Raw genomic sequence first — 25,936 nt, 5'->3', positions numbered from 1 at the left:
GCCTAACTACCCTCTCGCCAGGCCCGCCACAGACGCGCGTACCGACCGCCGAGGGCCACCAACTCGTCGTGGGTGCCCTGCTCCACCACGCGTCCCGCGTCCAGCACGGCGATCCGGTCCGCCGCCATCGCCTGGGTGAGGCGGTGGGCCACGAAGAGCGTGGTGCGGCCCGCGCAGGCGGCCAGTACGGCACGCTCCAGCTCGGCGGCGCCCTCACTGCCCGCCTCCGCCGTCGACTCGTCGAGCACCACCACGGGCGCCCGGCCCAGCACGAGACGGGCCAGGGCGACCTGCGCGACCTTGGTGCCGTCCAGGCGCTCACCGCCCTCGCCGACCCTGGTGTCCAGGCCGTCGGGCAGCGCCTCGACCCAGCCGTGGGCGCCCACCGTGCGCAGCGCGTCCATCAGTTCGGCATCGGTCGCGAGCGGCGCGGCGAGCCGCAGGTCCTCGGCGAGGGGGCCGGAGAACACGTGCGTCTCCTGCGTCAGGATGCTCACCAGGGCACGCGCGCCCGCCTCGTCGAGCTCGCCCAGGTCCTGCGACCCGACGCGCACCGACCCGGCCTGCGGGGTCCCGATGCCCGCGATCAGCGCGGCAAGGGTGGACTTGCCCGCCCCCGTCGCGCCCACCAGGGCGAGCGAACCGCCGGCCGGGATCGCCAGGTCGACGTCCCGCAGGACCGGATCGTCGGTACCCGGGTAGGTGAACGTCAGCCCCTCCACCGTCACCGGGTGCGGTCCCGCGCCCGCCGCCTCGACGGAGGCGTCGCCCACCAGGCGTTCCTGCGCGGACTCCCCCAGTACGCCGACGAGACGGGCCAGGCTCGCGCCCGACTTCTGCGCCTCGTCGAAGGTGAACATGATGGCGCCGAGCGGGGTGAAGAGCCGGTGGAACATCAGCGGGGCCGCCGACACCTCGCCCAGGGTGGCGGCGTCGGCCTCCAGCAGGGCGTAGCCCACCACGAGGATCAGGACGAGCCCGATGAACTCGGCGCGGTTCTCCCTGCCGACGAAGCGGCCGAAGAACCGGAACACGTCGACGCCGAGGTCGCGCACCCGCCAGGACTCCCGGGTGACCTTCTCGCGGACGCTGTCCTCCAGGCGGTACGCCCGGACCGTGTCGATCCCGTCCAGGCCGCTGATCAGCGCCTGTGCGCGGTCGGCCTGGGCCACCCGCTGCTGCCGGTAGAGCGGCGCGGACCTGGGGAGGTACCAGCGCAGGGCCAGCGCGTACGCGGGCAGCGCGCCGGCGCCCGCGAGGCCGAGCCGCCAGTCGAGGCCGAACATCCCGACCGTGGCGATGAAGACCAGCACACCCGCCGAGAACACCGTGGGGATGGCCGTGCGGATGCCCTTGGACAGCACGGCCACGTCGTCGCCGACCCGGGAGAGCACGTCTCCCCTGCCGACCTGTTCGATCCGCGCGCTCGGCATCCCGAGCACCGCCCGCACGGCGCCTTCCCGCAGCCGCGCGAGCAGATCCGCGCCCAGCCTGCCGATCAGGTACGTCGACAGCGCGGTGGCCACCGCGCCGAGCAGCGCGGCGGCCCCCATCAGCACGCCGACCGTGACGAGGACCGAGCGGGAGTCGCCCGCGCGCACCCCGTCGACCACCCGGCTGAGCAGCAGCACGGGGAGCACTTGGAGCGCGGCACCCGCCACCGTGCTGAGCACGGTGGCGGTCGTCAGCCAGGGCACTTCGCGGCAGTGCGTCGAGACCCACCGGGTGGCCTCACGTCCGGTCGCCGTGCGCAGGGTCGCCGGGGCGGCGGGGGTGTCGGTGGTGGGGGTCTCGGTGGTGCTCACACGGTGGCCAAGTCGAAGCGGGGACGGGACGGGTGGAACGGCATCTCTATTCGACCGACTTGACGAGCTCGTCGATCGCGTACGGGAGGGAGAGCGCGGTGCCCTGGGACATCGCCGCGCCGACCGCGGGGCCCTCGCTGTCCAGCAGGTAGGACACGTTGCCCTTCTTCACTGCCTTCAGGTTCTTGAACAGTTCGAACTTCTTCAACGACGCCGTGTCGGCCTTGTCGTTGATGACGACGATGCGGTCGACGTCGACGAGGTCGGTGCGCTCGGGGGAGAGTTCGGTGGAGAACTTGCCGCCCGCGATCTTGTCGATCTTGGTCTGGTACTTGTAGCCGATGCCCGTCAGGAGCCGCCCGCGCACGTCGGTGGAGGTGAAGGGGTTGATGGAGTCCTTGTACCAGGACAGCGCGACCGAGGTCTGGTCCGCGAACTTCGGGTGCGCCTTCTTGGCCGCGGCGAGCTTGTCCTCGATGCCCGCGACGAGCTTCTTGCCCTCGTTCTCCTTGCCCAGCGCCTTGGCGATGTGCACGGTGTTGTCCTGCCACGAAGCGCTGAACAACTCCTTCTCGCCCTTGGTGCGGCCCACCGTCGGGGCGATCTGGGAGAGCTTGTCGTAGCCCGCCTTGTCGATCTCGGAGTAGACCGCGATGATCAGATCCGGGCGCAGGGCGGCGATCTTCTCGTAGTTGGGGCCGGAGTCGCCGTTCTTCATGACGACGTCGGGCTTGGTGTCGCCCCACTTGTCCTTCACCCAGGGCCACTGGGTGTTGATGTCGGGGGACTTGCCCGACGGGTTCGGGTACTGGTCGACCATGCCGACCGGCTTGGTGCCGAGCGCCAGGGCGGCCTGGTCGTCGGTGTAGCCGACGGTGACGACCCGCTTGGGGGCCTTCTCGACCTTGGTGGATCCGAACGCGTGCTCCACGGTGACCGGGAACGAACCACCGGCGGCCGCCTGCGTGTCGTCGCCCGCCTTGTCCTCCGAGTCGGAACCGCAGCCGGCGAGGAGGCCGACGCCCAGGGTCGCGGCGGTCAGTACCGTCGCGAGCCGCCGCCAGGGCGTGGTGAGCGTCGTTCGATGGAGGAGCATCCGGATTCCCTTGCTTTCGCGCTGTCCGCTGCGCCCCTGATTCAGGGCAGCCAAACCTTAACCTGTGAAGGTGAGGTTAGCCTAGCCTTACTGGTGTATTGCTCCCGGGGTCGGCGGAGTTGCTCCCGGGTCAGCCGAGTTGAACGTGGGTACGGCCGATCGGCACGATCAGCGGACGGTCGCCCACCGGATCGTCGACCACCCTGGCGCGCAGCCCGAACGCCTCGTACAGCAGATCCGCCGTGATCACGTCGCGCGGGTGCCCCTGCGCCAGGATCGAACCCGCCTTCATCACGATGAGGTTGTCGCTGTAGCGCGTGGCCAGGTTGAGGTCGTGCAACACCATGACGACGGTGTTCCCCGACTCGTGCAGGTCGTCCACCAGGTCGAGCACGTCGATCGCGTGCGCCAGGTCGAGGTAGGTGGTGGGCTCGTCGAGGAGCAGCAGGTCGGTGCCCTGAGCCAGCGTCATGGAGATCCAGACCCGCTGGCGCTGCCCGCCGGAGAGCGAGTCGACGGGACGGTCGGCCAGGTCGGAGACGCCGGTCATGGCCAGCGCGCGCTCCACGACACCGGCGTCGTCCGACGACCACTGGCGCAGCCAGCTCTGATGCGGGTGGCGCCCCCTGGCGACCAGGTCGGCCACCGTGAGCCCCTCCGGCGCGACCGGCGCCTGCGGCAGCAGGCCCAGCTTCTTCGCCACGTCCCGGGTCTTGAGTCTGCCGATGTCCTCGCCGTCGAGCACGACCGAGCCCTTGACCGGCTTGAGCAGCCGCGTCAGGGTGCGCAACAGGGTCGATTTACCGCAGCCGTTGGGCCCGATGATCGTGGTGATCACCCCGGGCGGGATGGCCACGTCGAGGTCGTCGATGACCGTCCGGCCGCCGTAGCCGACGGAGACGCCCCGGGCGGCGAGCCGTACGGCGGCCTCGACCTCGGACTCGATCTCGGTGATGAACTGAGCGACCACAAGCCCCCCTAATATTAGGTTTGCCTCACCTTTGTACCAGCTATCGGTGCCGGACCCGCTATTTGAGGTTCGCCCGCACCAACAGGTAGACGAGGAAGGGCCCGCCGATCGCGGCGGTGACCACACCGACCGGCAGGCTGTCGGGCAGCGCCGCACGCGCCGTCAGGTCCGAGCCGATCAGGAGCAGCGCGCCGGTCAGACCGGAGGCCGCGAGGGGCGGAGTCGGATGCCGCGTCAGGCGCATCGCCACCTGCGGCGCCACCAGCGCGACGAACGGGACCGGGCCCGCGGCGCTCACCGCCACGGCGGCGAGCAGCACCGCGCACAACAGCAGGACAGCCCGCACCCGCGAGTACCGGACGCCGAGCCCCGCGGCGACGTCGTCGCCGAGGTGCAGCGGCTTGAACTGGAAGGAGGCGGCGGCCACGACGACCAGCAGGGCGAGCGAGCACCAGAGGGCGACCCACACCTCGTCCCACGACCGGTTGTCCAGCGAACCGACCAGCCACACCTGAGCCCTGGCCACGTCCCTGATGTCGGCCGAGACGAGGAGCCAGGTCGTGATCGCCTGCATCACGGCGCTCACCGAGATCCCGATGAGGATCAGGCGGAAGCCGTCGACACCGCGCCGCCACGCCAGGAAGTAGACGAGCAGGCCGGTGGCGAGACCGCCGCCGAGCGCCGCCACGGAGAGGCCCACGGCGTCGGCGATCGCCGCGGCGGTGCCGCCCGAGACCGTCACGAGGAAGACCGAGACGGCGCTCGCGCCCCAGGTGATCCCCAGCATGTCCGGGCTGGCCAGCGGGTTGCGCGCGATCGACTGCGTGATGGCCCCTGACACCCCGAGGGCGACCCCCACGACGAGTCCGGCCAGCGCCCGCGGCATCCGCAGGTCCATGATGACGAACTCGTCGACCTGTTCGCCCCGGCCGACGAGCGTGGCCATCACCCGGGACATGCCGATGGGGAAGTCGCCGATGCTGATGGAGAGGCAGAACACCAGGAAGGTCGCCGCGAGGAGCAGCAGCGTGACGAGGACCAGCCAGGGCCGCCATACGAAAGACATCCCACCGAGCCGCACGCCCGGCGCCACCGAGGGCTTCACGTCTGTCCCGTTCATGCGTTCTTGAACTTTCCGCGCCACACCAGGAACGCGAAGAAGGGTGCCCCGAGCAGCGCCACGACCACGCCCGCCTCCAACTCGCCGGGCCGCACGACCAGCCGCCCCACGATGTCGCAGACCAGCAGGACGACGGCGCCGAGCAGCCCCGCGTACGGCACGAGCCAGCGGTAGTCGGGGCCGGTCAGGTATCTGGCCACGTGCGCCACCATGAGTCCGAGGAACGCGATGGGGCCGCACGCCGCCGTCGCCGCGCCCGCGAGGAGGGTGATCGCGAGGATGCCGACGGTCCGGCTCAGCGCGATGTTCACCCCGAGCCCCCGCGCCACGTCCTCGCCCAGGTTGAGCAGGTTGAGGGCGGGCAGCGTGGTCAGCGCGAGGACGAGGCCGACGCCGATGAACGCGGTCACCGGCCAGATGACGTCGAAGCCGACGCCCGCCACGGAGCCCGCGTTCCAGAACCGCAGCGCGTTCAGCGACTTCTGGTCCGAGAGCGAGACGGCCGTGGTCATCGCCGCGAGGAAGACGGTGATCCCCTGCCCGGCCAGCGCGAGCGTCAGGGGGTTGCCCGCCCCGCGGCCGATGCTCGCGAGGCCGAACACGACGACACCGGCGACCGCCGCCCCGGCGAAGGCGAACCAGACGTACTGGAACGGGTTGGAGAGCCCGAACAGGGCGATGGCCGACACCACGGCGAACGACGCGCCGGCGTTCACCCCCAGCAGGCCGGTGTCCGCCACCGGGTTGCGCGTGTACCCCTGGATCAGCGCGCCGCCGACGCCCAGGGCGATGCCCGCCACCACGGCGAGCACCGTCCTGGGCAGCCGCACGGTCTGCACGATGAGCCGGATCTCGGTGAGCCGCTGGTCGGCGTCCGGCGCCGCGAACAGCCCGTGCCACACCTCGGTGGGACTCAGCGAGCGCGCGCCGACCGCCAGCGAGAGCGCCGCCGCGACCACCAGGGTCGCGGCAAGGGCGGCCAGACCCGCAACCCGCCGCCTGCGGGCCTCCGTTGTGCCCCTCGCCACGGGGCGCTCCACTGCAGTCGTGCTCATTCGACGTACGTTATCCCTTTGATCGGACCGGGACGCACGGGCGGTGGCCGGGCCGAACCGCCGGACAGGTGCTAGCGGGCGGCGCTGCCGGTCTCGTCGGCCACCGGCCGCGCCTCGCCGGAGGCGGACCCGGAGCTCCGGGCGCGCAGCGAGTCCAGGATCTCGCCGACCCGGATCGCGATGTTGGAAAGCAGCGACGACGTGATGCCGTGCGTGTGCTCCGTACCGCCCTGCAGGTATATGCCGCAGCGCAGGTCGGGGTCGGTCGCTATGCGGTAGTCGCGCTCGACGCGCACGCGGCCCTCGTCGTCGCGCAGGCAGCGGTCGGCGACGTCGCCGAGGAGGCCGACGGGGTCGGCGGGGCTGTAGCCGGTGGCGAACACCACGATGTCGGCGTCGAGATCGGCGTCCTCCCCGGTGACGAGGGACTTGACGGTGGCGCGCACGCCGTCGTCCGTCTCCTTGACGCCGGTGAGCCGGGAGACGTTGAGGAAGCGCAGCCGCTCGGTGCCGAGGACCTTCTCCCGGTACATCTCGCGGTACAGGTCGTCGATCAGGTCGATGTCCACCACGGAGTAGTTGGTGTTGCCGTGGTAGCCCATCAGCCGCTGCTTGACGTCCTCGGGCGCCTCGAAGTACTCGTCGACCGCCTCGGGGTCGAAGATCCGGTTGGCGAAGCTGCTGTCGTCGGCGGGGCTGTAGCCGTAGCGGGAGAAGACCGCGCAGATCTCGGCCTCGGGGAAGCGGCGGTGCAGGTACGCGACGTTCTCCGCGGCGCTCTGCCCGGCGCCCACGACGACGAACCGGGAGGGCGACGTGCCCTCCAACCCGTCCACCTTCGTCAGCAGTTCGGAGTTGTGCCAGACACGGTCGCCGCGCTCCACGCCCTCCGGCATGAGGGGGCGCAGACCGGTGCCGACGACGAGGTTGCGGGCGCGGTGGACGGCGAGGCCCTCCGCCGACCGGACCGTCACGTCCAGGTACTCCACGACCCCGTCGCGCACGAACGGCGTGACGCCCACGACCTCGTGACCGTAGGAGACCTGGTCGTCGACCTTGGCCGCGGCCCACTCCAGGTACTCGTGGAACTCGACCCGCAGCGGGAAGAGGTTCTTGTGGTTGATGAAGTCGGTCAGGCGCCCCTTGCTCTTCAGGTAGCAGAGGAAGCTGAACTCACTGGTGGGGTTCCGCTGGGTCACCAGGTCCTTGAGGAAGGACACCTGCATGGTCGCGTCGTCGATCAGCATGCCGCGGTGCCAGCCGAAGCGCGGCTGCTGCTCGAAGAAGTGAGCGGTGACCGTCTCCTCCCTGCCGACGCTTGCGTTGTGCTCGCTGAGCGCGATCGCCATCGCCACATTGGACGGGCCGAAGCCGATGCCAATGAGGTCGTGGACCAGTGGTGCGTCGCCAGGAAGAACCTGTGACATGTCACTCCCATCGTGCGGGGAAGCCGCCTGTCAGGCGTGGGGGAAGGTACAGATCGTGGGCACGTCGACACAGCAGCGCACCGAACTTAGGTGAGCCTAAGCTAATCCGGCGAAGCTGTCGACCCGCCGGGGCGGAGCCGCCTTCCAACTGGGGCACAAAGTCAACGCGTTGCCTAATAAGGTAAGGCTTGCTTTACTTGTCGTCGGCTATTCCCTGCTCTGAGGAGGAACCCCATGCGGGTCGTCATGTTCGGTTACCAGACCTGGGGGCACCGCACCCTGCAAGCCCTCCTGGACTCCGAACACGACGTGGTGATGGTCGTGACGCACCCCAAGAGCGAGCACGCGTACGAGAAGATCTGGAGCGACTCCGTCGCCGACCTCGCCGAGGAGCACGGCGTCCCCGTGCTGATCCGCAACCGCCCCGACGACGAGGAGCTGTTCGAGCGCCTCAAGGCCGCCGACCCGGACATCATCGTGGCCAACAACTGGCGTACGTGGATCCCCCCGCGCATCTTCGACCTGCCGCGCCGCGGCACCCTGAACGTCCACGACTCGCTGCTGCCGAAGTACGCCGGCTTCTCCCCCATCATCTGGGCGATGATCAACGGCGAGTCCGAAGTGGGCGTCACCGCGCACATGATGGACGGCGAGCTCGACGCGGGCGACATCGTCCGGCAGGAGGCGGTCGCGGTCGGTCCGACGGACACCGCCACCGACCTCTTCCACAAGACCGTCGACCTCATCGCCCCCGTCACCATCGGCGCGCTCGACCTCATCGCCGCCGGCCAGACGGAGTTCACCAAGCAGGACCGCTCCCAGGCGAGCTTCTTCCACAAGCGCTCCGCCGAGGACATCCGCATCGACTGGACCTGGCCGGCGGAGGACCTCGGCCGTCTGGTCCGCGCCCAGTCCGCGCCCTACCCCAGCGCCTTCTGCTTCCACAAGGGCAAGCGTCTCGAGGTCGTCACCGCGGTCGTGTCCGAGGGCCGCTACGGCGGCACGCCCGGCCGCATCTTCTACCGCGAGGGTGAGGGCGTCGTGATCGTCGCGGGCGCCGACGCCCGCACCGGCCGCAACCACGGCCTGGCCATCACGCGCGTACGGACCGAGGACGGCCGGGAGTTGCCCGCCACGGAGTACTTCACCTCCATGGGCGGCTACCTGACCAGCCGCCCCTGATCGCCCTCCCTCCCGCCGCTCTCTCCCGCGGCCTCAGCCCGCCGCGGCGAGGACCAGCGGCAGGACCTGATCGCTGCCCGCCCTGCGCAACAGGCGGGCGGCGACCGCGAGGGTCCACCCCGAGTCGGTGAAGTCGTCCACGAGCAGCACGGGACCCGGCGACCCGGCCAGCGCCTCGGCCAGGTCGCCGGGGACGGCGAAGGCACCCGACAACGCCCGGAGGCGCTGGGCGGAGTTGCTGCGGCGCGCCGCGTGCGCGCCGTCCGGCCCCGTGTACGCCAACGTGCCCAGGAAGGGGAGGCGACCGACGGTCGCGATCCCTTCGGCGAGGGAGCCCACCAACTGCGGGCGGGTCTGCGACGGCAGGGCGACGACGCCCACCGGACGGGCCGAGGCGTCCGCTACGCCCGGCGCCCAGCCCCCCGGCGAGCGCGCCCAGTCGGCGAGGACCGCCACCGCGGCCCGCAGCACGTCGTCGGGGACCGGCCCGTCCGGCGCGCTCTCCGCAAGGAGCGGACGGAGCCGGTTGCCCCACCCGATGTCGGAGAGACGCCCCAGGGCGCGCCCGGTGGAGCACTGCTCCTTGGCCGGGATACGGCCCTTGAGGTCCACGCCGAGGGCGGGCATTCCGGTGGGCCACATGCGGCGCGGCTCGATCTCCGCCCCGGGACGGTCCAGTTCCTTCGTCGCGCCCGTGAGCGCCTCCGTCGAGACGGTGGAGTCGGTCCAGGGGCCGGCGCAGTTGTCGCAGCGGCCGCACGGGACGGCCCCCTCGTCGTCCAGTTGCCGCCGCAGGAACTCCATCCGGCACTGGGTGGTGCTCACGTAGTCCCGCATGGCCTGCTGCTCCGCCTGCCGCTGCTTGGCCACCCAGGCGTACCGCTCGGCGTCGTACTCCCACGGCCGGCCGGTGGAGATCCAGCCGCCCTTGACCCGCTTGACCGCGCCGTCCACGTCGAGCACCTTGAGCATGGTCTCCAGCCGGGTGCGGCGGAGCTCGACCAGCGCCTCCAGGGCCGGTACGGAGAGCGGTCGGCCCGCGTCGGCGAGGGCCGTGAGCGTCTGGCGGACCAGCGCCTCGGGCGGGAAGGCGGTGTCGGCGAAGTACCGCCAGATCGCCTCGTCCTCCTTGCCCGGCAGCAGCAGCACGTCGGCGTGCTCCACACCGCGGCCCGCACGGCCCACCTGCTGGTAGTACGCGATCGGCGAGGACGGCGAACCGAGGTGGACCACGAAGCCCAGGTCCGGCTTGTCGAAGCCCATGCCGAGGGCCGACGTGGCGACCAGCGCCTTGACGCGGTTCTCCTGCAGATCGGTCTCGGCCTGGAGCCGGTCCGCGTTCTCCGTACGTCCCGTGTACGAGGCCACCGTGAAACCGCGCTGCCGCAGGAAGGCGGTGGCCTCCTCGGCCGCGGCGACGGTCAGGGCGTAGATGATGCCGGAACCCTGGAGCTCGTCCAGGTGCTCGGCGAGCCAGGCCAGCCGGTGCGCGGCGTCCGGCAGCCGGACCGCGCCGAGCCGCAGGCTCTCCCTGTCCAGCGGACCGCGCAGCACGAGGGCCTCGCCCGCGCCGGTGCCCAGCTGTTCGGCGACGTCCGCGGTGACGCGCGCGTTCGCCGTCGCGGTGGTGGCGAGGACCGGCACACCGGCCGGAAGCTCGGTCAGCATCGCCCGCAACCGGCGGTAGTCCGGCCGGAAGTCGTGTCCCCAGTCGGAGATGCAGTGCGCCTCGTCCACCACGAGCAGTCCGGTCGTGGCCGCGAGCTTGGGCAGCACCTGATCGCGGAAGTCCACCGAGTTGAGCCGCTCGGGGCTGACGAGGAGGACGTCGGTCTCGCCGCGCTCGACCTCGCCGTAGATGGCGTCCCACTCCTCCGGGTTGGCCGAGTTGATGGTGCGGGCCTGGATGCCGGCCCGGGCCGCCGACTCGACCTGGTTGCGCATCAGGGCCAGCAGCGGCGAGATGATCACCGTGGGTCCCGCGCCGCGCCGCCGCAGCAGGGCGGTGGCCACGAAGTACACCGCCGACTTGCCCCAGCCGGTGCGCTGCACCACCAGGGCGCGCCGACGCTCCTCGACCAGCGCCGCCACCGCCTGCCACTGGTCCTCGCGCAGCCGCGCCGAACCCCCCGGGCCACCGACGAGCTCGGCGAGGATGGCGTCGGCTTCGGTGCGGAGCTCCAGGTTGTCCATGCCCCCATGCAACCCGATGCCACTGACAATCGCCCAATCCGCCACGGCCGGACGCACGCCTCGAAGGTCACCGGACACACGCGTCGAAGGTCAACGCCCTGGGCAGGAATATGGGCAGTGCATCGTTTGCTCCGGGACCTCGGTGCGCATCGCCCCCGGCGCATTGCCGCGAGCGACCACGGCGGGAAGAATTGACTCCGACCCCGTGCGCTCCCCGTGAACCGGCAGGGCCCTGCCGCGGTGCGCTCCCCCAGTCCGACCACGCCCTCCAGGGGCGTACAGCCGAAGGGAGGACCGTGACCTTCGGATCCGCCACGTCCGCCGCGGCACAGGTGCCGGAGCCCCCGGCATCCGTCGAGCCGTCCGCGGACTCCGCCCACCGACTGGCCCGGACGCTGGAGCCCGCCGAGTGGTCGGCCGCGGGAATTCCCCTGCTGCGCAACCCTCGTGAGGTCGTCAGCGGTCTGCACACGCGCCACCGGCCGACCCCCGCGACGGCGGTCGTGGCGGTGCTGGATCCGGACGAACGGCTGCGGGCGAGCGCCTCGTTCAGCGGGCGGACGACCCCGACGGACGGCTGGGTCTTCCGCAACGCGCTGCTCGCGCAGTTGCGCCGGATCATCCCGCACGACCTGCGCCGCCGCACGCCGGTGCGCACCGCCGTACTGCTCTACTGCCGTGCCGGGGACGCCCGTTGGACCCAGGAGGACGGGGCCTGGATGTGGGGCCTACGGGACGCCTGCACCCTGCACGGGCTGCGCTGCGGCGCGTACATCACGCTGACGCGCGACGGCTGGCACGTGCTCGGCGAGGGCCGTGGCGGCCGCCGGCCGAGCGCCGACTCACCACCCGAGGCCTTCGCCGGGACCGATCCGCCGGCGCCCCGCACCGGAGGCGCCGCCTCCGACGTACTGCGGCGGGCGGCGGCACGCTGATCTCCGGGACGACTGCACGCCGTTCGCCGGTACGGCTGCCGCGTACGGGGCCGTACGCGTACACGCGGCACGCGCACGGCGCACGTCGGCCCCCGCACCGTGCTTCCGCGCGGCCGGGTGCCGAAGGGCACTAGCGTGCGGCCCGGGCCGCGCGGCGCCACCGCCTGCCGGACTCCGGTGTCAGACGCCCGCGCCCAGCATCGAGTTGATGCGCTGCGGGTCACCGCAGACGATCAGCAGGGTGCTCGCGCGGGTGAGCGCCGTCGGCAGGGCCGCGACCGCGGTCGCTTCGTCGCCGCCATTGACGGCGACGACGACCACGGGCCGGGCCGAGGCACGGGTGAGCGCGGCGGCGTCGGCGTAGAAGACGTCGTCGCCCGCGTCGTGCTGGGCCCAGTAGGCGGTCTCCCCGAAGGACAGCTCGTGCGTGGCCCACGGGTGGGGGTCGCCGGTGGTGATCACCAGGACCTCACCCGGGGGACGCCCGGTGTCGAGCAGGAGGTCGACGGCCTCCTCGGCCGCGTCCAGCGCGCCCTCGGCCGAAGCCGGGATGAGCTGGATCTGCGGAACCGGGGCCACCGTGGCGGTGGCTCCACCGACGGCCGCTCCGGAAGGAGCGGGGGCCGCGGCGGAGGGGCCGGGGGCAGCCGGGGCGGAGGGCCCGGGCTTGGCTGCCGCATCGTGCGGCGTTCGCTGCGCGGGCGGCATCGGCCGGGCAGGGCCCGGACGGCCGGGGCGCGGCGGAGCCGCGGGACGCGGGCCGGGTACGGGGCGGGGGGTCGGCGCGGTGCGGCCACTGGCCTGCGTGGCGCGGGGACCCTGGGCACTCTCGTGAATCTGAGGCTCCTCGGGAATGAGAGGCATGAAGTGTTGTCTATCAAACGCCGATGCGACGCGCGTCGGCGGGTGGCACATGAGTGCGATCGGAAGGGCCGGAAAAGCGTCAGAACTCAAAGCCGAGCTGACCCTCGATTTCCGGAACATTTCCGTCCGCCCAGCTGCGGGCCTTCTTGAGGTGCCGCCACTGGGGCAGCGCATCAAGATACGCCCACGTGAGCCGGTGGTACGGGGTAGGCCCCCGCTCCGCCAGCGCGGCCTTGTGCACCGGCGACGGATAACCGGCGTTGGCCGCAAAACCGAAGTCTGCATGTTCGATGCCCAGTTCGGCCATCATTTTGTCGCGCCGGACTTTCGCGATCACGGAAGCCGCGGCGACGGCCACACAGGACTGGTCCCCCTTGATCACCGTACGAACCTGCCAGGGAGCGCCGAGGTAGTTGTGCTTCCCGTCGAGGATGACCGCGTCCGGACGGACCGGCAGCCCCTCCAGAGCACGCACCGCGGCGAGCCGCAGCGCGGCCGTCATCCCGAGCTCGTCGATCTCCTCGTGCGAGGCGTGGCCCAGGGCGTGCGCCGTGACCCAGCTCTCCAGCTCCAGCGCGAGCGAGGTGCGCCGCTTGGGGCTGATCAGCTTGGAGTCGGTGAGCCCTTCGGGCGGCCGGCGCAGTCCCGTGATCGCCGCGCATACGGTGACCGGGCCCGCCCACGCGCCGCGCCCGACCTCGTCGACACCGGCGACGATCTTCGCTCCGGTGGTGGCGCGCAGGGAGCGCTCGACGGTGTGGGTGGGTGCTTCGTACGGCATGGCGCTCATCAGCCTACGCCGCCCGGGAGGGCCCGCGACACCCAGGCACCCCGTGACGGCCCACCGGCCACTTCGTGACGGCCCACCGGCCGCCCCGCGACGGGCCACTGGCGACTCCGTGATGGGCCACTGGCCACTCCGTGATGGGCCACCCGCCCTGGTACCACCCGGCGCCGACCCTTACGGACGCAGCAGCGGGACCATCACCTGGTCGATGAATGCCTCGAATTCCTCGTCCCGCCATTCGCTCCCGCACACCTTCGTGCGGTACATGAACATCGCCGGAATCACGTCGCACACAAAGGCCTCCGTCCCACCGGAACGGACCTCTCCGCGCTCGATCCCGCGGCGCAGGACCTCCTTGATCAGTTTCACGCTCGGCTCGATGACGCCTTCGAAGATCACCTCGTGGAAGCGCTCGGCCGTCGCCGCGTCGCACTCGTGAAGCACCGCACGCAGGGCGAACCCGGGCCGCGAGAACATCGTCACCCGCATCTGCTTGCACAGCTGCAACAGATCCTCCCGGACGCTGCCGAGATCCGGGACGGCGTCCAGGCTCGGCAGGCCGTCCCGCAGCGCGTGCGCGACGAGGTCCTCCTTGGACGGCCAGCGGCGGTACACGGCGGCCTTGCCGGTCTGCGCGCCCGCGGCCACCCCCTCCATCGTCAGCCCGCTCCAGCCGACCGTACTGAGCTGGTCGAGGGCGGCGTCGAGGATCGCCCGCTCCAGAACCGGCCCCCGGCGACGCGGGGAAACCGTCCGGGCGGGAACGGCCGTCCAGCGCGAAGTAGCCATCTATATCTCTCCGTTGGGCGAGCAGGCGGGTCCGGGAACAAAGGTGAGTGAACGCTTGCGTTCACTCAAGTGGAGTCACTACCGTCGTAGTGAACAGTGAACGGGACCGTTCACTAAGGAACTTGCGGGGGATCATGACGACGACCTCTCAACTGACCGAAAACCAAAAGCCCGGGGCCGCCCGCCGAGAGGGACACCCCGGCCTGGCACTCACCGTCATCGCAGCCTGCCAACTCATGGTGGTCCTCGACGCGACGATTGTGAACATCGCACTCCCGCACATCCAGGGAGCGCTCAACTTCTCGACGACCGACCTCACTTGGGTCGTCAGCGCGTACACCCTCACCTTCGGCGGACTGCTGCTCCTCGGCGGCCGCGCCGGGGACATCCTGGGACGCCGTCGCGTCTTCATGGCCGGCATCCTCCTCTTCACGCTCGCCTCGCTCCTCGGCGGATTCGCCCAGGAGCCCTGGCAGTTGCTGGCCGCTCGGGCCCTGCAGGGCGTCGGCGGCGCGATAGCCTCGCCGACCTCGCTGGCACTCATCACGACGACCTTCCCCGAAGGCCCCGAACGGAACCGTGCCTTCGGCGTTTTCGCCGCCGTCTCCGCAGGTGGCGGCGCCATCGGACTACTGGCGGGCGGCATGCTCACCGAGTGGCTCGACTGGCGCTGGGTCCTCTTCGTGAACGTGCCGATCGGCGTCCTGATCGCCGTCCTCACCCCCCTCTACATCAACGAATCCGAACGCCACCCCGGCCGCTTCGACATCATGGGCGCGCTGACGTCCACCCTCGGCATGGCCTCCCTGGTCTACGGATTCATCCGCTCCGCCGAGGAGGGCTGGCGCGACAGCATCACGCTGGGGTCCTTCGGTGCGGCGGTCGTCCTGCTCGCGGCCTTCGTCTTCGTCGAGAACCGGGCGAAGGAACCGATCACTCCGCTGCGGATGTTCGCCGACCGCAACCGCTCGGGCACGTACGTGATCATGCTCAGCCTGTCCGCCGCGATGTTCGGTATGTTCTTCTTCATCGTTCTCTTCGTACAGAACATCCTGGGCTACACACCGATCGAGGCCGGCCTGGCCTTCCTGCCGGTCACCGTCGTCATCGCGGTCGGCGCGGGGCTGTCGCAGAAGTTCCTGCCCGTGCTCGGCCCCAAGCCGTTCATGGTGACGGGCTCGATCATCGTCGCCCTCGGTCTCGGCTGGCAGACACTGCTCGGCCCGGACAGTTCGTACCTCGGTGGGGTGCTCGGCCCGATGCTCCTCTTCGGCTTCGGCATGGGTCTGAACTTCGTGACGCTGACGCTGACGGCGGTCTCCGGAGTGGCCCTCCACGAAGCGGGCGCGGCATCCGGCCTGCTCAACACCACGCAGCAGGTGGGCGGTTCGCTCGGCCTCTCCATCCTCACCACGGTCTTCGGCACGGCCAGCCGCGAGGAGGGCAAGGAGCAGATGACGGACTTCATGGCCCACGCCACACCGGAGCAGAAGGCCGAGTTCGCGAAAACTCACGAGCTGCCCGCGCCCTGGGGCCACGAGGTGCTGTCCGAGGGCATCTCGACCGCCTTCCTACCGGCCGTCGCCATGGCCGTCCTCGCCCTGGCCACCGCCGCGCTGGTGATCCGCGTACGCAAGAGCGACCTGGACGCACTGGCCGGCACAGCGAGCGCGGCGGGCCCCTCGGCCGGCTAACCACCCAAAGCCCCGCCCACGCGCCGCTTCACGCGGGGCGACCGGTGCCGTCGGCACGAGACCTGGTGCCGACGTCGGTACGAGGTCCTGTGCCGTCGTCGGTACGAGGAGTACGCGGGAGGTCTGCGTTCTCGCCCCAGTCCGTGGCCCCCACGGACTGGGGCGAGAGCGGGCGGGCGCGCAGCCACGCAGCCACGCAGCCACGCAGCCACGCAGCCACGCAGCGAGGATCCGCCGCGCCCTGCACATCAGGACTCCGAGGGACCGGAGCAGCAAGGCCCCCAGCGCCGCACAGCCCTCCGCGAGCCCCTCCGAAACGCCCCGCGCGTCAGACCACGCCGCACGGCACCCAGCCGGGCAACGCCTCCGTACGGTCGAGCCACTCCTCCGGAGGCGCGCCTCCCTCGCCGGACGCCACCACGCCGCCCACGATGGCGCAGGTCGTGTCCATGTCCCCGCCCACCTGCGCGGTGTCCCATATGGCCCGCTCGTACGCCCCGAGCCCACGAGCCGCGGACCACAACGCGAACGGCACCGTGTCATGGGCCGTCGTACGCCGACCGCACCCCAGAACCGCGGCGACCGTCCCGGGGTCGCCGTAGTCGAGCATGTCCCGCGCCCGGCGCAGACCCGCGCCCACCGCGCTGCGCGGTACCAGCTCGATGACGCCGTCGAGCAGCTTCTGTGGCGTGGGCGGCCCCGCGGGGTCGGCCACGAGCGCTGCCGCCGCGGCAACCGCCATGGCTCCCACGACTGCCTCACGGTGCTGATGCGTGGGGTACGCCGAGATCTCCGCCTGGTGCGTCGCCTGCTCCGGGTCGTCCGCGTACCAGGCGCCGAGGGGAGCGATCCGCATGGCGGCGCCGTTCCCCCATGACCCCTGCCCCTTGAAGAGCGCGGAGGCCAGCTCCCGCCAGTCGTCGCCCTCCCGAACCTGCCTGAGCAGCCGGTTCACAGCGGGCCCGTAGCCACGGTCGAAGTCATGGTGCTCGGCGAACGACCGGGCGAGTGCGTCCTGGTCGATCCTGCGGTGCTCAGTGAGGACGGCCAGCACGGAGCAGGCCATTTCCGTGTCGTCGGTCCACTGCCAGGGGGCGTCGGGCAGCTGTCGGCGCTTGAGCAGTGGGTAGTGCGCGGGCACGAAGAACTGGGAGCCCAGCGCATCCCCCACCGCCAGTCCGCGCAGGCTGGCCAGAGCGCGCTCGAGGCGCCGGTCGGGAGAGGAGTCAGCGGTCATCGCCCTGCCACTCTATCCGGTGACGCCGTACGGCTCGGGTTCCCGCCAGCGTTCGAAGGGCCGGTCCAGCGTGTACTTGCCGTCCTCACCGAGCACCAGCATCCTCATCTCTCCGTTGCCCGGATTGGACAGCGACTCGAACTCGGCCACCGACCAGTGGAACCAGCGCATACAGAACAGCCGCATGGTCAGTCCGTGGGTCACCAGCAGGACGTTCGGCGGATGGTCCGGCGCCTCGAAGCTCCGGTAGAGGCTTTCCAGGAAGGACCCCACCCGGTCGTAGACGTCGGCCCCCGACTCGCCCTGCGCGAAGCGGTAGAAGAAGTGCCCGTACGCGTCGCGGTATGCCTTCTGCAGGCGTACGTCGTCCCTGTCCTGCCAGTTTCCCCAGTCCTGCTCCCGCAGCCTCGGTTCCTCGCGCACGCGCACCAGCTCGGGGTCGAGCCGGAAGGCCTGGAGGGTCTCGTGGGTGCGGCGGTACGGCGAGACGTACACGCTGACCCGTTCACGGCCGAGCAGTTCTCTCAGGTGTTTGCCCCTGTCAGCCGCTTGAGACCACCCCGTCTCGGTGAGCGCGAGCGCGTGATCGGGTTCGCGCTCGTACACGGTGTCGTCGGCGTTGCCGGCCGACTCGCCGTGCCGGACCAGGAGGATGCGCCGCGGGCGTGCCATACCGAAACCCTAGATCGGGTCCCCGGCGGGCCGCTCAGTCGGGTAGCCGCCCGGCCTCCATCCGGCGTATTCGGCCCGTGAAACGCCGGCGCAGCAACCGGTCGTGCGAGACGACCACCAGGGCACCTGTCCACCGGTCGAGGGCCGCTTCCAGTTCCTCGACCAGACCGAGCGCCAAGTGATTGGCGGGCTCGTCGAGCAGGAGCAGGTCGGCGGGCCTGGCGAGCAACCTCGCGAGAGCCAGCCTCCGGTGCTGCCCCGCGGACAGGGACCCCACCGGCACGTGCAGGTCACGGGCCCGGAACAGCCCGTACGAAAGGAGCAGTTCCCGCTGCTCGTCCTCAGCGAGTCCCAGGCCCCTGCCGAACACTTCGAGGACGCGCTCGGCGGGACGCCGTACCGGTATTTCCTGGGCGAGATAGCCGATCCGGCCTCTGCGGACGACGGTGCCCGCGTCGGGTTCGAGCACGCCCGCCATGGTCCGCAGCAGAGTGGACTTCCCCGCGCCGTTGCCTCCATGGATCAGGAGTCGTTCGCCGGCCGAGACGGTGAGCTCATCCACGGCGAGTCGCTCCCCCACCCGCACGTCCCGCAGCGTCACCAGCGCCCCTCCGGTCGCACCCGCCACGGGGCGCGCCGCGAAGCCCAGTGGTTCAGGAGGCTTCGGCACAGGTTGTTCCCGCAGCCTGCGGAGTCGCTCCTGCGCGTTCCGCACGCGCCCCGAGACCGAGGCCTGGACGCGTCCGCCGGCGCGGTCGTAGGCCATTTTGTTGTTGTCCTTCATCCCGCGGCCACCGGCGACGGAATGAGCGGTGGTCTCCATGAACTCCTGGAGACGGCTCGTCTCCTCGCACCACTGCGTGTACTCCTGCTCCCAGCGCTGCCGGGCGGCCGCTCGTTCCGCGATAAGCCCTTGGTACCCCCCGCCGTGCCGCACCACCGACCGGCGGTCGGCATCCACTTCCAGAATGGCGGTGGTGACCCGCTCCAGGAACGTCCGGTCGTGAGAGACCGCGACCACGGTGCCGCGATGCGCCGGCAGGACGCTCTCCAGCCAGTCCAGCGCGCTCTCGTCGAGGTGATTGGTCGGCTCGTCCAGGAGCATCACCTCGGGTGCCGCAGCGATGAGGCAGGCAAGACCGAGCCGGGCCTGTTCACCACCGGACAGGCTGCCCAGGGCCCTGTCCCGTTCGATGTGGCCGAACCCCAGGCCGTGCATCGCCTTGTCCACACGCGCGTCCGCCTCGTAGCCGCCGCGCAGTTCGAACGCCGTGAGCAGGTCTCCGTAAGCGCTCAGCTCCCGCTCGGTCGCGGAACCGAGGCCCGTTTCGAGGTGGCGCAACTGCCTCTCCATCGCGCGCAGCTCGGCCAGTGCGGCGTCGATCGCGTCCGCGACGAGACGGTCCGCGGGCAGATGGGGCGTCTGTGCGAGGAGCCCGGCCCCCCGCTCGGCGACGGTCACCACCTCGCCCTCATCGGGTGGCTCGTCGCCGGACATCAAGTGCAGCAGCGTGGACTTGCCCGCACCGTTCTCCCCCACGACCCCTACGCGTTCGCCCGGACGGATCGCCAGAGACACCCCGTCGAGCAGCATCCGGTCCCCACGAGCCTTGGACACGCCATGCAGAGAAATCTGAGTAGGCACGGTCACCCGCGGTTTCACGCCCACCATCAAACGCAACTGCTGTCGCGTTACGACGAGTGTGGCACACCCTCCGAGCTAATGCAACACGAGTTGCGGTAAATTGCTGGGGCGCGGATTGCCGCGAAGTGTCGAGAAGGATCGAGAAGGGCCAAAGTGATGGCGAACAAGGGCGTTGCGGCTGGTCGGAGCGGTGCCACACCGGGCGCCGGGCAGCACGGGTCCGGCGAGGCGGGAGGACCGGACGCTCCCGACACAGGCGGTCTCAGCGGACCCGGCAACGCTGAGCCCGGAGCCCCCGGTACCCCCAGTAGCCCTGGTGCCTCCACTAGCCCCGCCCATCCCGACAGCACCAGCGCTCCGACCGATCCAGGCGATGACGCGGAACTTCATCAGCGGCACCGAGCTGGATCGGAGCAGCGCACACCCCCGCAGCCCGCCGCGACCGAACCGGCGCCCCCCGCCCCCGGCACCCGCCGCCCCGGCGGCCGCACTGCCCGCACCCGCGCCGCCGTCCGCGACGCCGTGCTGAGCGGTCTCGCCGACCACGGCTACCCCGGACTCACCGTCGAGTACGTGGCCGACCACTCGGGCGTTCACAAGACGACGTTGTACCGCCGGTGGGGCGGCCTCGAAGGGATGGTCGCCGACGCTCTGGCCATGGCGGGCGAGGACACATGGACGCCGCCGGACACCGGCAGCCTGGAGGGCGACCTGCGTGAGCTCGCTCGCGAGGTGGTCGCATCCTTCTCCGACGACGCGGCGTCCGCGGCACCGACCGCCTTCGTCGCGGCCGCGTTCCAGTCGAAGCGGGCCGCCGATGCCCTGCACACCTTCTACGCCGAGCGGTTCGCCCGTTGCGAGGCGGTCGTGACCCGTGCCGTGGCGCGCGGCGAGGCGTCCCCCGACACCGACGCCCCCGCGCTCGTCCGCGCCGTCTCCGCTCCGCTGCTGTTCCGCGTGTTCATCACGCGCGAGCCGATCGACGTGGCGCTCGCCGACCAGTCCGCGGCAGCAGCCATCGCTGCCATCCGCGAAGGTGCGTTCACCCGGCGATGACGGGGGGCGCTGAGGCGCACGCCCTACCCAGCTAGCGAGGTGAGCAGGGACTCAATACACCCGCGTCGAGAAGCCAAACGGGACAGTCAGCAGCTCACGCCATCGCGGTCACAAGGCCTCAAAACCGCAAACAGCCCGAACCGAAAAGAACCACATCGGATCACACCGAGTCACACCCGATCACACCGTCCACGAAGGCTCCAACTGCACGATGTCTCCCGCGAGCGCCGAGACATCGGCCTCCGTCTGGGCCCGGAGGGACAGGCGCTCCACCCGCTCCGCGCGGTACTTGCCGTGCTCGGCCGCCGACTGCCACATGGACAGCACCATGAACTCATGGCCGGGCGCTTCACCGAAGAGTCCCCGCACCATTCCCGGCGAGCCCGCCATCGCGGGGTTCCAGACCTTCTCCTGCATGAGCGCGAAGTGCTCGACCCGCGCCTCCCGGACCCGGCAGTGCGCGACGCGCAGCACGTCCGCGTCCGTGAAGCGTGGCTCGAACCCCGTCTTCACGTCGAACCGGTGGTCGAAGAGCTTGGCCTGGAGGTTCTTGAAGGTGCCGGACTGCGCCGCCGCGAGGCGGTCGTGCGAGCGGGCCATGAAGGAGTCGTAGAAGGCACGGCTCTCCCAGAAGGCGAAGACATGGGCGACGCCCTGCCGGCCCCGGCTCCACCCCCCGCCCTGTCCCCGGAACCCCGGCTCCCCCAAAAGCCCCGCCCACTTTCGCTGTCCCCGTTCGAACCCCCGACGGTCCACCACGGTGCAGCGAGTCCACTTGACCAGCACCGCGCCATCGTACGGCGCGGAGCGCGGCCCGGGTCACGCTCCGGCGTAGTGCACCCGGATCAGCTCGGCCGAGTCATCGGCATCGAGTTCAATACCGAACTCCCGGTCGAGAACGTCCGTCAATTCGCCCACAAGAACGCTTCGTTCGTCCGCCACCCGGCCCGGGCGGGCCACCGTCAATTGATCACCCACCAACCTGCGGCGCACATCAGAAGCCGCCTTCTGCACCACCGGGCGCCGGATGAACGACGACCTGGGGTGGGTCGAGGTGTAGTGGTTCATCACTACGTAGTCGACGGGAAGGCGCCGCTCCAGGGTGTACGCGTAGAGGTCGAACCAGCCGTCGCAGCCCTCCGTCTGCAGTACCAGAACACCCCCGTCCTCCTGCTGGATCCGGTAACGCCACTCTCCTTGTTGCATTTCCGCACCGGCACGCAGCGGGATGGGCTCGAGCAGCCCGTCGGCGCCGAAGCCCGTGTCGCAGTGGAAGGCCTCACCGTCCACCTCGACCTTGAGGAGCATGTGCGTCACCGCGCGCGTGACGGACGCCCCGGCCCTGACGCGGGCCCCAAGCCCGGTGACGGCGAAGCCGAGGCGTTCGAGGGCGGCGGCGAAGAGCAGGTTCTGTTCGTAGCAGTACCCGCCCCTCCGCTTGTGCAGCATCTTCTCCTGCAGTGCGGGCAGGTCCAGCGGGACGGGACGGCCGAGCATCATCTCGAGGTTCTCGAAGGGGATCGCAGCCACGTGCTCCCTGTGGAGCGTACGCAGCGTGTCCAGATCCGGCTTCGTCCCGCCCGTGTGCCCGAGTCGCGCCAAGTAGGCCTCGAGATCGAGTTCTTCCCCGTTCCATGTCATGAGCCCATGATCCCCTCGGCCGTGCTACGCGCCAACCAGCGACGCCCTCCGCCCTGTTGTCCCGTCTCTGAGCAGGGGTGCCACGGCGTTGTCAGGGGTACGCCGTAGCGTGGGTGTCGGACCATGCCTGGTGCGTCAGCAGCGGCCAGGCCACGAGGAGGGGGAAGTCCAGTGGGCAGTGTGAGCAAGGGAATCGAGAAGGTCGAAGTGGGGCTCAAGTGGGATCCGAGCCCGGCCGGGGAGCCGCCCAACGACCTCGACATCATCGCCGCGACGTATGCGGCGGACGCTCCGTACGGCAGCCCCGTGTACCTCGTGCACTTCGACAGCCGCTCCCCCGACGGCACGATCAACCTCAACCGGGACAGCAGGACGGGCCAGGGCTTCGGGTTCGACGAGGTCATGACCCTGGAGCTGGACCGGCTCGCGCCCACGCTGGTACGGGTGGTGGTGGGAGTGGCCGTACAGCAGCAGGCCGAGCCCAAGGTGCTGGGCGACATCGCGAACACCGCGGTCCGGATCCGCGAGGGCCACACGGACCTGGCGCAGAACGACCTGGCCGGCGTCTCCGGGTACATGGCCTCGACCGTCGCCGAGTTCACCCGGGACGAGTCCGGGGCGTGGTCGTTCCGCGAGGCCATCCGGGGCTTCGACGCCGATCCCACGACGTTCGCCACCCTCATGGGCAGCGCGGACTGAACCAGTCGGTGAACGCGGCGAAGGGGACCGGCCTGAGACCGATCCCCTTCGTGACCTGTTGGTCAGCTGTGACCTGTTGGTCAGCTGTGACCTGTTGGTGTCAGCTGTCCGTGCGAGCTACCTCGGACGGTGCGTCCGAGGCGCTGCCGCCCGGTGTCAGCTGCAACCGCTGGTCGAGCCGCAGCCCTCGCAGATGTAGCAGGACCCGGCGCGCTGCATCTTCGTGCCGCAGGAGAAGCACAGCGGTGCGTCGGCCTGGATGCCGAGCTGCATCTCCACGAGCTCGGCGCTGGTGTGCGCCTGCTGCGGGACGTCCTTGACGACCTCGGCCTCCGCCTTCGGCGTGGCGACCGCCTTCAGGGACTCGGTCTGCCGGGGGGCGGACTGGGCCAGACCCTCGACGTCGACCTCGTCCTCCGACGGCTCGTACGAACCGGTCTCCAGGTGACGCTGACGCTCCTCGGCGGAGTGGATGCCGAGCGCGGAGCGCGTCTCGAAGGGCAGGAAGTCCAGCGCCAGGCGGCGGAAGATGTAGTCGACGATCGACTGCGCCATCCGCACGTCCGGGTCGTCCGTCATGCCGGCCGGCTCGAAGCGCATGTTCGTGAACTTGGAAACGTACGTCTCCAGCGGCACGCCGTACTGCAGACCGACCGAGACGGCGATGGAGAAGGCATCCATCATGCCCGCGAGGGTCGAGCCCTGCTTGGACATCTTCAGGAAGACCTCGCCGAGACCGTCGTCCGGGTAGGAGTTGGCGGTCATGTAGCCCTCGGCGCCACCCACCGTGAAGGAGGTGGTGATGCCGGGACGGCCCTTCGGCAGACGCTTGCGGACCGGGCGGTACTCGACCACCTTCTCGACCGCGGCACGGATCGTGTCCTCGGTCTTCTCGGTGATCTCGGCCTTCTCCTCCTCCTTCTTCTTGGCGGAGAGGGGCTGGCCGACCTTGCAGTTGTCGCGGTAGATGGCGAGCGCCTTGACGCCCATCTTCCACGCCTCGTAGTAGACCTCTTCGACATCCTCGACGGTGGCCGTCTCGGGGAGGTTCACCGTCTTGGAGAGCGCTCCGGAGATCCACGGCTGGATGGCCGCCATCATCCGGACGTGGCCCATCGCGGAGATGGAACGCTCGCCCATCGCGCAGTCGAAGACCTCGTAGTGCTCCGGCTTCAGGCCGGGGGCGTCGATCACATTGCCGTGGTCGGCGATGTGGGCGACGATCGCCTCGATCTGCTCCTCCTGGTAACCCAGGCGACGCAGGGCCTGCGGCACGGTGCCGTTGACGATCTGCATCGAGCCGCCGCCGACGAGCTTCTTGAACTTGACCAGGGCGAGGTCGGGCTCCAGGCCCGTGGTGTCGCAGGACATCGCGAGACCGATGGTGCCGGTCGGGGCGATGACGGACGCCTGGGAGTTACGGAAACCGTTCTTCTCGCCGAGGCGGAGCACGTCCTGCCACGCCTCCGTGGCGGCGGCCCAGATCGGCGAGTCCAGGTCGTCCACGCGGGGCGCCGTGGCGTTGGCGTCGGCGTGCTGCTTCATGACGCGCTTGTGCGGCGTGGCGTTCTTGGCGTAGCCGTCGTAGGGGCCGACGACCGCGGCGAGCTCGGCGGAACGCTTGTACGACGTACCCGTCATCAGGGAGGTGATGGCGCCGGCCAGGGAGCGGCCGCCGTCGGAGTCGTACGCGTGGCCGGTGGCCATCAGGAGGGCGCCGAGGTTGGCGTAGCCGATGCCCAGCTGACGGAAGGCGCGGGTGTTCTCGCCGATCTTCTGCGTCGGGAAGTCCGCGAAGCAGATGGAGATGTCCATCGCGGTGATGACCAGCTCGACGACCTTCGAGAAGCGCTCGGCGTCGAAGGACTGGTTGCCCTTGCCGTCGTCCTTCAGGAACTTCATCAGGTTCAGCGAGGCGAGGTTGCAGGACGTGTTGTCCAGGTGCATGTACTCACTGCACGGGTTCGAGCCGTTGATGCGGCCGGACTCCGGGCAGGTGTGCCAGGCGTTGATGGTGTCGTCGTACTGGATGCCGGGGTCGGCGCAGGCCCAGGCGGCCTCGGCCATCTTGCGGAAGAGCGACTTGGCGTCGACCTCCTCGATGACCTCGCCCGTCATGCGGGACGTCAGGCCGAACTTGCCGCCCTCCTCGACCGCCTTCATGAACGTGTCGTTCACACGGACCGAGTTGTTGGCGTTCTGGTACTGGACGGACGTGATGTCGTCGCCGCCCAGGTCCATGTCGAAGCCCGCGTCGCGCAGGGCGCGGATCTTCTCCTCTTCCTTCACCTTGGTCTCGATGAAGCCTTCGATGTCGGGGTGGTCGACGTCGAGGATGACCATCTTGGCCGCGCGGCGCGTGGCGCCACCCGACTTGATCGTTCCTGCGGAGGCGTCGGCACCACGCATGAAGGAGACGGGACCCGAGGCGTTGCCTCCGGAGGACAGCAGTTCCTTGGAGGAACGGATGCGGGAGAGGTTCAGGCCGGCGCCGGAGCCGCCCTTGAAGATCATGCCCTCTTCCTTGTACCAGTCGAGGATCGACTCCATGGAGTCGTCGACGGCCAGGATGAAGCAGGCGGACACCTGCTGCGGCTGGGGCGTTCCGACGTTGAACCAGACCGGAGAGTTGAAGCTGAAGATCTGGTGCAGGAGGGCGTAGGCCAGCTCGTGCTCGAAGATCTCGGCGTCAGCGGGCGAGGCGAAGTAGCTGTAGTCCTCACCGGCCTTGCGGTAGGTCTTCACGATGCGGTCGATCAGCTGCTTGAGGCCGGTCTCGCGCTGCGGGGTACCGACGGCCCCGCGGAAGTACTTGCTGGTGACGATGTTGACCGCGTTCACCGACCAGAAGTCGGGGAACTCGACGCCACGCTGCTCGAAGTTGACCGAGCCGTCGCGCCAGTTGGTCATGACGACGTCTCGGCGCTCCCAGACCACCTCGTCGTACGGATGCACGCCGGGCGTCGTATGGATGCGCTCGATACGCAGACCCTTGTTGGCCTTGGACCCCTTGGCGCGGGAACCTCGTGCCGGGCCGCTCGTCGTCTCGGTCATGCCGCCTCCCTGTAT

At 70.3% G+C, this 25,936-nt stretch carries 21 protein-coding genes; 5 read left to right on the top strand and 16 right to left on the bottom strand.

Features of this window, described 5'->3' with window-relative positions; all coding sequences use genetic code 11:
* Positions 1 to 2: 2 nt before the first annotated feature.
* From ACZ69I_RS18505 to ACZ69I_RS18480, 6 genes are all read right to left on the bottom strand, one after another.
* A complete protein-coding gene (locus tag ACZ69I_RS18505) occupies positions 3 to 1,805 on the bottom strand; it encodes an ABC transporter ATP-binding protein (RefSeq protein WP_467676829.1) in 1,803 nt (600 codons plus the stop codon).
* A 46-nt stretch (positions 1,806 to 1,851) separates the two neighbouring features.
* Positions 1,852 to 2,901, bottom strand: coding sequence for an iron-siderophore ABC transporter substrate-binding protein (locus ACZ69I_RS18500; RefSeq protein ID WP_467676831.1), 1,050 nt, complete (start codon positions 2,899 to 2,901; stop codon positions 1,852 to 1,854).
* A gap of 130 nt (positions 2,902 to 3,031) precedes the next feature.
* Positions 3,032 to 3,871, bottom strand: coding sequence for an ABC transporter ATP-binding protein (locus ACZ69I_RS18495; protein ID WP_467676833.1), 840 nt, complete (start codon positions 3,869 to 3,871; stop codon positions 3,032 to 3,034).
* A 58-nt stretch (positions 3,872 to 3,929) separates the two neighbouring features.
* A complete protein-coding gene (locus ACZ69I_RS18490) occupies positions 3,930 to 4,991 on the bottom strand; it encodes a FecCD family ABC transporter permease (RefSeq protein WP_467676835.1) in 1,062 nt (353 codons plus the stop codon).
* Positions 4,988 to 6,046 (bottom strand): FecCD family ABC transporter permease, encoded by a 1,059-nt coding sequence (locus ACZ69I_RS18485; RefSeq protein WP_467676837.1) that lies wholly within the window; start codon positions 6,044 to 6,046, stop codon positions 4,988 to 4,990. Before ACZ69I_RS18485 ends, ACZ69I_RS18490 begins: the two co-directional genes overlap by 4 nt.
* A gap of 71 nt (positions 6,047 to 6,117) precedes the next feature.
* Complete coding sequence (locus tag ACZ69I_RS18480; RefSeq protein WP_470833266.1) at positions 6,118 to 7,473, bottom strand: lysine N(6)-hydroxylase/L-ornithine N(5)-oxygenase family protein; 1,356 nt, start codon at positions 7,471 to 7,473, stop codon at positions 6,118 to 6,120.
* A 234-nt stretch (positions 7,474 to 7,707) separates the two neighbouring features.
* On the opposite strand from ACZ69I_RS18480, the gene ACZ69I_RS18475 reads away from it, so the two are divergent.
* Positions 7,708 to 8,655, top strand: a complete 948-nt coding sequence (locus tag ACZ69I_RS18475) for a methionyl-tRNA formyltransferase (protein ID WP_467676841.1) — start codon at positions 7,708 to 7,710, stop codon at positions 8,653 to 8,655.
* 33 nt (positions 8,656 to 8,688) lie between these two features.
* On the opposite strand, the gene ACZ69I_RS18470 is transcribed toward ACZ69I_RS18475, so the two are convergent.
* On the bottom strand, positions 8,689 to 10,848 hold the full coding sequence (locus ACZ69I_RS18470) for a RecQ family ATP-dependent DNA helicase (protein WP_470833265.1): 2,160 nt from the start codon (positions 10,846 to 10,848) through the stop codon (positions 8,689 to 8,691).
* 296 nt (positions 10,849 to 11,144) lie between these two features.
* Between ACZ69I_RS18470 and ACZ69I_RS18465 the strand changes: the two genes are divergently transcribed.
* Positions 11,145 to 11,783: a hypothetical protein gene (locus ACZ69I_RS18465; RefSeq protein WP_470833263.1), complete on the top strand. Its 639-nt coding sequence runs from the start codon at positions 11,145 to 11,147 to the stop codon at positions 11,781 to 11,783.
* Positions 11,784 to 11,963: 180 nt separating this feature from the next.
* On the opposite strand, the gene ACZ69I_RS18460 is transcribed toward ACZ69I_RS18465, so the two are convergent.
* The 3 genes from ACZ69I_RS18460 to ACZ69I_RS18450 form a co-directional block, all read right to left on the bottom strand.
* The gene (locus ACZ69I_RS18460; protein WP_467676847.1) at positions 11,964 to 12,647 is read right to left on the bottom strand and encodes a hypothetical protein; all 684 of its coding nucleotides are present in this window, start codon (positions 12,645 to 12,647) and stop codon (positions 11,964 to 11,966) included.
* Positions 12,648 to 12,726: 79 nt separating this feature from the next.
* Positions 12,727 to 13,428, bottom strand: coding sequence for a ribonuclease HII (locus ACZ69I_RS18455; protein ID WP_467676849.1), 702 nt, complete (start codon positions 13,426 to 13,428; stop codon positions 12,727 to 12,729).
* Positions 13,429 to 13,608: 180 nt separating this feature from the next.
* Entirely contained in the window at positions 13,609 to 14,223 is a 615-nt protein-coding gene (locus ACZ69I_RS18450; RefSeq protein ID WP_470833261.1) for a TetR/AcrR family transcriptional regulator, read from the bottom strand.
* A 134-nt stretch (positions 14,224 to 14,357) separates the two neighbouring features.
* Here ACZ69I_RS18450 and ACZ69I_RS18445 point away from each other — a divergent pair, with 134 nt between their 5' ends.
* Complete coding sequence (locus tag ACZ69I_RS18445) at positions 14,358 to 15,917, top strand: MFS transporter (protein ID WP_470833260.1); 1,560 nt, start codon at positions 14,358 to 14,360, stop codon at positions 15,915 to 15,917.
* 328 nt (positions 15,918 to 16,245) lie between these two features.
* Here ACZ69I_RS18445 and ACZ69I_RS18440 read toward each other — a convergent pair whose 3' ends face one another.
* The 3 genes from ACZ69I_RS18440 to ACZ69I_RS18430 are packed head-to-tail and all read right to left on the bottom strand — an operon-like array spanning position 16,246 to position 19,471.
* Complete coding sequence (locus ACZ69I_RS18440; protein WP_470833258.1) at positions 16,246 to 17,154, bottom strand: ADP-ribosylglycohydrolase family protein; 909 nt, start codon at positions 17,152 to 17,154, stop codon at positions 16,246 to 16,248.
* A gap of 12 nt (positions 17,155 to 17,166) precedes the next feature.
* Positions 17,167 to 17,826 (bottom strand): histidine phosphatase family protein, encoded by a 660-nt coding sequence (locus ACZ69I_RS18435; RefSeq protein ID WP_467676855.1) that lies wholly within the window; start codon positions 17,824 to 17,826, stop codon positions 17,167 to 17,169.
* A 34-nt stretch (positions 17,827 to 17,860) separates the two neighbouring features.
* Complete coding sequence (locus ACZ69I_RS18430; protein ID WP_470833257.1) at positions 17,861 to 19,471, bottom strand: ABC-F family ATP-binding cassette domain-containing protein; 1,611 nt, start codon at positions 19,469 to 19,471, stop codon at positions 17,861 to 17,863.
* Positions 19,472 to 19,993: 522 nt separating this feature from the next.
* Here ACZ69I_RS18430 and ACZ69I_RS18425 point away from each other — a divergent pair.
* Positions 19,994 to 20,527, top strand: coding sequence for a TetR/AcrR family transcriptional regulator (locus ACZ69I_RS18425; protein WP_470833255.1), 534 nt, complete (start codon positions 19,994 to 19,996; stop codon positions 20,525 to 20,527).
* A gap of 180 nt (positions 20,528 to 20,707) precedes the next feature.
* Here the strand turns inward: ACZ69I_RS18425 and ACZ69I_RS18420 are convergent, their stop codons facing one another.
* Positions 20,708 to 21,313 (bottom strand): YdbC family protein, encoded by a 606-nt coding sequence (locus tag ACZ69I_RS18420; RefSeq protein ID WP_467676860.1) that lies wholly within the window; start codon positions 21,311 to 21,313, stop codon positions 20,708 to 20,710.
* A 33-nt stretch (positions 21,314 to 21,346) separates the two neighbouring features.
* Positions 21,347 to 22,168, bottom strand: coding sequence for an arylamine N-acetyltransferase family protein (locus ACZ69I_RS18415; protein ID WP_470833254.1), 822 nt, complete (start codon positions 22,166 to 22,168; stop codon positions 21,347 to 21,349).
* 171 nt (positions 22,169 to 22,339) lie between these two features.
* Between ACZ69I_RS18415 and ACZ69I_RS18410 the strand changes: the two genes are divergently transcribed.
* Positions 22,340 to 22,867 carry a TerD family protein gene (locus ACZ69I_RS18410; RefSeq protein WP_470833253.1) on the top strand — a complete coding sequence of 176 codons (528 nt, stop codon included), beginning with the start codon at positions 22,340 to 22,342 and terminating at the stop codon, positions 22,865 to 22,867.
* A 156-nt stretch (positions 22,868 to 23,023) separates the two neighbouring features.
* Here ACZ69I_RS18410 and ACZ69I_RS18405 read toward each other — a convergent pair whose 3' ends face one another.
* Entirely contained in the window at positions 23,024 to 25,921 is a 2,898-nt protein-coding gene (locus ACZ69I_RS18405; protein WP_467676866.1) for a vitamin B12-dependent ribonucleotide reductase, read from the bottom strand.
* Between the last annotated feature and the right edge of the window lie 15 nt (positions 25,922 to 25,936).

This window comes from Streptomyces sp. NPDC036815, from assembly GCF_055609205.1.
This window is presented reverse-complemented; position numbering and strand designations above follow the sequence as displayed.